This window comes from Pseudoalteromonas sp. SANK 73390 (assembly GCF_054966645.1).
Genome location: NZ_ARPN01000160.1, coordinates 21639 through 28424, shown reverse-complemented (window position 1 = coordinate 28424; position 6786 = coordinate 21639). Strand labels below are relative to the sequence as shown.

The 6786-nt window shown below is 41.3% G+C and carries 6 protein-coding genes and 1 pseudogene; 6 read left to right on the top strand and 1 reads right to left on the bottom strand.

All coding sequences use genetic code 11. The features are described from left to right. Positions 1–300, bottom strand: a pseudogene (locus SANK73390_RS18960) (signal recognition particle-docking protein FtsY); the annotation flags it as partial. Positions 301–542: 242 nt separating this feature from the next. Between SANK73390_RS18960 and rsmD the strand changes: the two are divergent. From rsmD to prmA, 6 genes are all read left to right on the top strand, one after another. Further along, positions 543–1133: a 16S rRNA (guanine(966)-N(2))-methyltransferase RsmD gene (gene rsmD, locus SANK73390_RS18955; protein ID WP_462767930.1), complete on the top strand. Its 591-nt coding sequence runs from the start codon at positions 543–545 to the stop codon at positions 1131–1133. A 137-nt stretch (positions 1134–1270) separates the two neighbouring features. Beyond that, positions 1271–1486 (top strand): 30S ribosomal protein S21, encoded by a 216-nt coding sequence (rpsU, locus tag SANK73390_RS18950; RefSeq protein ID WP_010362466.1) that lies wholly within the window; start codon positions 1271–1273, stop codon positions 1484–1486. A 20-nt stretch (positions 1487–1506) separates the two neighbouring features. After that, a complete protein-coding gene (locus SANK73390_RS18945; RefSeq protein ID WP_261591961.1) occupies positions 1507–1953 on the top strand; it encodes a GatB/YqeY domain-containing protein in 447 nt (148 codons plus the stop codon). A gap of 87 nt (positions 1954–2040) precedes the next feature. Beyond that, positions 2041–3780, top strand: coding sequence for a DNA primase (dnaG, locus tag SANK73390_RS18940; protein WP_462767929.1), 1740 nt, complete (start codon positions 2041–2043; stop codon positions 3778–3780). 122 nt (positions 3781–3902) lie between these two features. After that, the gene (gene rpoD / locus SANK73390_RS18935) at positions 3903–5741 is read left to right on the top strand and encodes an RNA polymerase sigma factor RpoD (RefSeq protein WP_261591959.1); all 1839 of its coding nucleotides are present in this window, start codon (positions 3903–3905) and stop codon (positions 5739–5741) included. 78 nt (positions 5742–5819) lie between these two features. Further along, on the top strand, positions 5820–6692 hold the full coding sequence (gene prmA / locus SANK73390_RS18930) for a 50S ribosomal protein L11 methyltransferase (RefSeq protein WP_462767928.1): 873 nt from the start codon (positions 5820–5822) through the stop codon (positions 6690–6692). Positions 6693–6786: the final 94 nt, after the last annotated feature.

The window sequence follows — 6786 nt, the reverse complement described above, 5'->3', positions numbered from 1 at the left end:
ATCAGCCTGTGCTTGTGCTTCTGCTGCTAAACGTTGACGTTCGACTCCTTCAGCTGCAGCTTGCTCAGCCTGTACTTTTGCTTGTGCTGCTAAACGTTGACGTTCGGCCTCTTCAGCTGCAACTTGCTCAGCCTGCGCTTTTACTTCTGCGGCTAAGCGTTGACGTTCGACTCCTTCAGCTGCCGCTTGCTCCGCTTTTTTGCTAGCGAGGCTTGCCTCATCATCGGTTTGTTGCTGTGATTGCTCTGCTTCTTTTTTGCCAAATCCAAACCAAGACAGAAATTTGTTCTTTTTTCCCATGCTCGCTAAATACCGTATTTAATAAATCTGATAAACTAATGATGACTCAAATTAATTGCCGTTGTTCGCCAATAAAGAGCCATAAGTATGTAACACTAACGTGCTTCTAAAGTGAAGCAACATGTTAACGTCAAAATAAATCTAAAATTAGCGCGCAGTGTATCATGTTCCTAAGGGATGAAAAATGCAGCGATGGTGATTTATCCGAGTGAAATATTAAGATTCTACGACCTGTGACACCTATGAGAAAAAAAACAACCTCTAAAGCAAATCAAAAAGATGGCATGATCCGTATTATAAGCGGTCAATTCAAAGGTAGAAAGTTACCCGTAAAAAATGTGACTGGTCTTAGGCCAACCACTGACAGGGTGAAAGAAACCGTATTCAACTGGTTAATGCAAGACACCAGAGAAGCTACCGTACTCGATTGCTTTGCAGGCTCAGGGGGATTGGGCTTTGAATGTTTGTCTCGGTTTGCAAAGCAAGCCCATTTTATTGAACTGGATAAACTAGCCGCTTCGCAACTACAACAAAATATTGCCACATTGAAATTAAGCAACGCTGAAGTAATTAACAGTAGTGCTATTGACGTGTTATCCAATAATAAAGATCAATTAACCTTTAACCTTGTTTTTGTTGACCCCCCTTTTCGCAAGGAGTTAGCTCAGCATGTATGTGAGTTACTAGAGCAAAATCAATGGCTAACGGATGATGCTTTAATCTATGTAGAAGTTGAGAAAGAGCTATCATTTATCACTCCAGATAATTGGCAAATAATTAAAGAAAAACAGGCAGGACAAGTATTATGCCGACTTTATCAACGTGACAATTAAATAGCCTTACATTTAGCTATAATTTACACTTTACATGTGGTGTTGCTTCAGATTACAATACCGCACCATTTTTGAACCACTTGATCAATATTTGATCAGCGTGAGCATTGCTCATTTATTAGGTAGGTGAATTTTTAATGCCAGTAATTAAAGTAAGAGAGAACGAACCGTTTGACGTTGCACTTCGTCGTTTTAAGCGTTCATGTGAAAAAGCAGGTATCCTTTCAGAAGTTCGTCGTCGCGAGCACTATGAAAAGCCAACAGCTGAGCGTAAGCGTAAAAAAGCTGCAGCGGTTAAGCGTCACATGAAGAAGCTTTCTCGCGAAAACGCACGTCGCGTTAAATTATACTAATCTATTTCGGTCTTGTATAAATGAGCCTTTTAACTAAGCTAAAAGACGCACAAAAAGATGCCATGCGAGCTAAAGACAAGTTACGACTTGGCGCAATACGTATGGTACTTGCTGAAATAAAACAGCGTGAAATTGACAATCGAACAACACTAGATGAAGCAGGTATTACCTCTGTTTTAGTGAAGTTAGTTAAGCAGCGCCGTGACTCTTTCACTCAGTACACAGATGCTGGGCGCGAAGATTTAGCTGAAATTGAAGCAAATGAGATTATTGTGCTTGAAACTTTCTTACCTCAGCCTTTGACTGAAGAAGAAATTATCACATTAATTGATGATGCAATTGCCAATACTGGTGCTGCAGGTATGCAAGACATGGGTAAAGTTATGGGAATAATCAAGTCTAAAGCTGAAGGTCGTGCCGATATGGGCAAAATCTCTGGTTTAATTAAACAACGATTAAGCGCATAACCCCACATACAGATTGTATGATTAAAGTGAACCGAGCCTAGCGCTCGGTTTCTTCGTCTAGGCATAAAGGAACTTCGTTAGAATAGTATGGCTGGAAAGATCCCAAGACAGTTTATAGATGAGTTGCTTGATAGAACCGATATTGTCGATCTAATCGATAACCGTGTTGGTCTAAAAAAAGCAGGCAAAGACTATCAAGCATGCTGCCCTTTTCATAACGAAAAATCACCTTCATTTACCGTATCTCGAGATAAGCAGTTTTATCATTGTTTTGGTTGTGGTGCCAATGGTAACGCCATTTCTTTTATGATGGATTATGACAAACTTGAGTTTGTAGATGCCATTGAAGAACTTGCTGCTTTACTTAATTTAGAAGTGCCCCGAGAGCAAGGTTCAAACAAGCCAGAGCGAACCGTTGAACAAAAACGTTCTGACTATGACCTAATGCTGCAAACCGCAAAATTTTACCAGCACCAATTAAAGCATCATAAAAATGCCAGTGCAGTCATAGACTACATAAAAGGCAGAGGCTTATCTGGTGAAACGGTCAAGCAATACATGATAGGTTACGCTCCTTCAGAGTGGGAATCACTGTGTCATCAAGTCGGTCGAAATCAACATCAACGCCAGCAACTGCTTGAACTCAAACTAGCCTCGGAAAAAACACCCGGTCGACAGTTTGATTTCTTTCGCGACAGGCTTATGTTCCCTATCAGAGATAAGCGTGGACGAGTAATAGCCTTTGGTGGGCGGGTTATGGGGGATAGTCAAGGCCCAAAATACTTAAACTCTCCTGAAACTCGTATTTTTCATAAAGGATTTGAGTTATATGGCTTGTATGAAGCAAAACAAAGCAACGATAAGTTAGATAATATACTCATTGTTGAAGGCTATATGGATGTTGTAGCACTGGCAGAACAAAATATTACCTATGCAGTTGCAGCACTGGGTACGGCCACCACCACAGAACATATGCAAACGTTATTTAGAACCACAGAAAAAGTAATATGTTGCTACGATGGAGATAGAGCAGGTAAAGACGCTGCTTGGCGTGCATTAGAGCATGCACTCCCCTTCCTAAAAGATGGCAAGTCGTTAAAGTTTGTGTTTTTACCTGACGGTGAAGACCCTGATTCGCTTGTCCAAAAAGAAGGGAAGGTTGATTTTGAAAAACGCTTAGAAGCAGCTGACGACTTTTCAAAAGTACTGTTCGACAAACTGGCGCTAAACTGTGAATTGACTAGCGATGCAGGTAAAGCGAAGCTTTTAAGCGATGCTTTACCCTTAATAAGTAAATTACCCAGTGAATTTTATCAAGAGAGCCTACTAGAAAAACTAGCGCGCCTGATAGGCAGAACAACTGAGCAACTATCAGCCAAGTTAGCAACGCCCAAACAGCTGCAAAATATTGAACGTAAGTTTAAAGTAACACCTATGCGACGTGCAATTGGCTTGCTAGTACAGCACCCAAAACTTGCATCAAGTATTGAGCACTTGCCCGAACTGGCACAAATGAGCATTCCAGGCATTGAACTATTACTAGAGCTACAATCTGTTTGTTTAGAACACCCCAACTATACAACAGCTCAGCTACTTGAATATTTCAGAGAAAAGCCTCAATACCAAGCATTAAAAAAATTAGCCATTTGGCAACACGAAATAAATGAGCAAGCACTCACCGAAGAGTTCCAAAATACCTTTCAATTTATTGAAGATCAGTGTTTAAACTTTAGGTTAGAGACCTTATTTATAAAAGACAAAACACAGGGCCTTAACAACGAAGAGCGACTCGAATGTGCACTATTAATGCAAGCGTTAAAACGATAGAAGAACTAGTCAAAATCAAATTTTGCTGTTATAATGTTCTATTCACTGCGTCATGCAAATTGTTCGGTGTTTTTCGCTGGCGCCTGTTGTATCAACTTATCAGAGTGGAAGCATAAATCTCTATGGATCAATCTCCTCAGTCACAACTAAAACTTCTGATTCAAAAAGGTAAAGAGCAAGGGTATTTAACTTTTGCAGAAGTTAACGATCATCTTCCACAAGACATAATAGACTCAGATCAGGTAGAAGACATCATTAGTATGATCAACGATATGGGTATTAAAGTTGCTGAAAATGCACCTGATGCCGATGAATTGATGATGCAAGAAACTACTACCGATGAGGATGCTGCTGAAGCTGCTGCTGCTGCACTTGCTACGGTTGAAAAAGAAATCGGTCGCACTACTGACCCTGTGCGCATGTACATGCGTGAAATGGGTACTGTTGAGCTATTGACTCGCGAAGGCGAGATAAAAATAGCAAAGCGGATTGAAGAAGGTATCAACCAAGTTCAGATCTCTGTTGCAGAGTACCCAGAAGCAATTACTTATTTGCTTGAGCAATGGGATAAATTTGAAGCCGAAGAGATGCGCTTAAGTGATATCGTTTCTGGCTTTTTCGATCCGAATGCGGAAGAGACTCAAATCTCTGCAACTCATATCGGTTCTGAGTTAAGCGATGAAGACTTAGCTGATGAAGATGACGAAAGCGAAGATGATGAAGATGATGAAGAAGCGGATACAGGCCCTGATCCTGAAGAAGCTCGCATTCACTTTGAACAGCTTCGTACATTGTACACGCAAGCGCGCGCAACTTTTAATACAAAAGGCCGCTCGCACCCTGATTCACAAGCTGCAATTCATGAAATCGGTGAATTATTCCGTACTTTTAAGCTAGTACCTAAACAGTTTGACCGCATGGTTAATAACATGCGCGAAATGATGGACAGAGTACGTGTTCAAGAACGCATCGTAATGAAGCAAGCGGTACAAATTGCCAAAGTACCAAAGAAAACCTTTGTAAAGCATTTTGCTAACAACGAAACAGATATGGCGTGGGTTGATGCTGAAATAGCAGCCGGTGAGAAATATTCAGATAAACTGTCGCAAGTGAAACCTGAAATTGAGCGCTGTATCAACAAGCTAAAGGCTATTGAAGAAAGCACTGGCCTTACTATCGAAAGAATTAAAGATATCAACCGTCGTATGAGTATTGGTGAAGCGAAAGCTCGCCGAGCTAAAAAAGAGATGGTTGAGGCCAACTTACGTCTGGTAATTTCAATTGCTAAAAAATATACCAACCGAGGCTTACAGTTCTTAGACTTAATCCAAGAAGGTAATATCGGCTTGATGAAAGCGGTTGATAAGTTTGAATACCGTCGTGGTTATAAGTTTTCAACTTACGCAACTTGGTGGATCCGTCAGGCAATTACTCGCTCAATTGCTGACCAAGCACGTACGATCCGTATTCCAGTGCATATGATTGAAACAATCAATAAGCTAAATCGTATCTCGCGTCAAATGCTTCAGGAAATGGGCCGAGAGCCAAACCCTGAAGAGTTGGCTGAGCGTATGTTAATGCCTGAAGATAAAATTCGTAAAGTATTGAAGATTGCTAAAGAGCCAATCTCTATGGAAACACCAATTGGTGATGACGAAGATTCGCACTTAGGTGATTTTATCGAAGACACTACCATTGAGTCACCAATTGACTCAGCAACGATGGAGAGTCTTCGTGGCGCAACCAACGAAGTATTGGCAGGCCTTACAGCACGTGAAGCTAAAGTACTACGTATGCGTTTCGGTATTGACATGAACACCGACCACACGCTAGAAGAAGTAGGTAAGCAATTTGATGTAACACGTGAGCGTATTCGTCAGATTGAAGCTAAAGCGTTGCGTAAATTACGCCACCCTTCTCGTTCAGATCTTCTGAAAAGCTTCTTGGATGTAAAAGGCTAACAGCCCTTTAAATTCATGATAATTGATTAAAGGCCGCAACTGCGGCCTTTTTAATAACTAGCAAATTTAGGAAAGCTCATGGCTTGGATCCAAATCCGCATTCACGCTAATAAAGAAACCGCCGATAACCTCAGTGATTTACTGCTCGATGTTGGCTGTTCCTCTGTCACCTTTATGGATGGCAGCAATAACCCTGTTTATGAACCAAAGCCGGGAGAGGTTATTTTTTGGCCCGATACCATAGTTATCGGCTTGTTTGATGCCGCACACGATATGGACGTAGTAGTCGCCTATTTAAAAGCAAATAGTGAGCATTCACTGACTTATAAAATAGAGCAACTAGAAGACAAAGATTGGGAACGCGAATGGATGGATAACTTTCATCCAATTAAATTTGGTGAGCGTTTATGGATATGCCCTAGCTGGCGCGATATTCCCGACCCAGATGCCGTTAACGTATTACTCGACCCTGGTTTGGCTTTTGGGACTGGTACACATGCAACAACCGCACTTTGTTTAAAATGGCTAGAGAGTCAAGATTTAAGTGGTAAAACTGTAGTCGATTTTGGCTGTGGTTCCGGCATTTTGGGCATTGCAGCAATTAAACTAGGTGCTCAGCGCGTAATTGGCATTGATATTGACCCTCAAGCCTTAGCAGCCAGTCTTGATAATGCACAACGTAATGGTGTGGCAGAGCAATTAGAAGTGTACTTGCCTGAAGATCAACCTGAATTTAGTGCTGATATTGTCGTTGCTAATATTCTTGCACAACCACTCAAAGAGCTACACGAGATCATTTTGAGCTTTTTAAAACCTCACGGTCAAATAGCCATGTCGGGGATTTTGGCTGAACAGGCGCAGTCTGTTGCCGACGTGTACGCGCCTTTTGTTAAGCTTGACGAGATTGCTCAGCAAGGCGAATGGACAAGGGTCAGTGGCAGCAAACCTTAATATTTACACATATACTCATCGTTGAGTTAGTAACTTGTAACAGCTAAAGCCTGTATTTAACAGGCTTTACTGTTTTTTCACAGTGGAACAACCG

Bases quoted from the DNA above. Each gene is read 5' to 3' on its own strand.
- rsmD (WP_462767930.1), top strand. From the start codon at position 543: ATGAGAAAAAAAACAACCTCTAAAGCAAATCAAAAAGATGGCATGATC.
- rpsU (WP_010362466.1), top strand. From the start codon at position 1,271: ATGCCAGTAATTAAAGTAAGAGAGAACGAACCGTTTGACGTTGCACTT.
- SANK73390_RS18945 (WP_261591961.1), top strand. From the start codon at position 1,507: ATGAGCCTTTTAACTAAGCTAAAAGACGCACAAAAAGATGCCATGCGA.
- dnaG (WP_462767929.1), top strand. From the start codon at position 2,041: ATGGCTGGAAAGATCCCAAGACAGTTTATAGATGAGTTGCTTGATAGA.
- rpoD (WP_261591959.1), top strand. From the start codon at position 3,903: ATGGATCAATCTCCTCAGTCACAACTAAAACTTCTGATTCAAAAAGGT.
- prmA (WP_462767928.1), top strand. From the start codon at position 5,820: ATGGCTTGGATCCAAATCCGCATTCACGCTAATAAAGAAACCGCCGAT.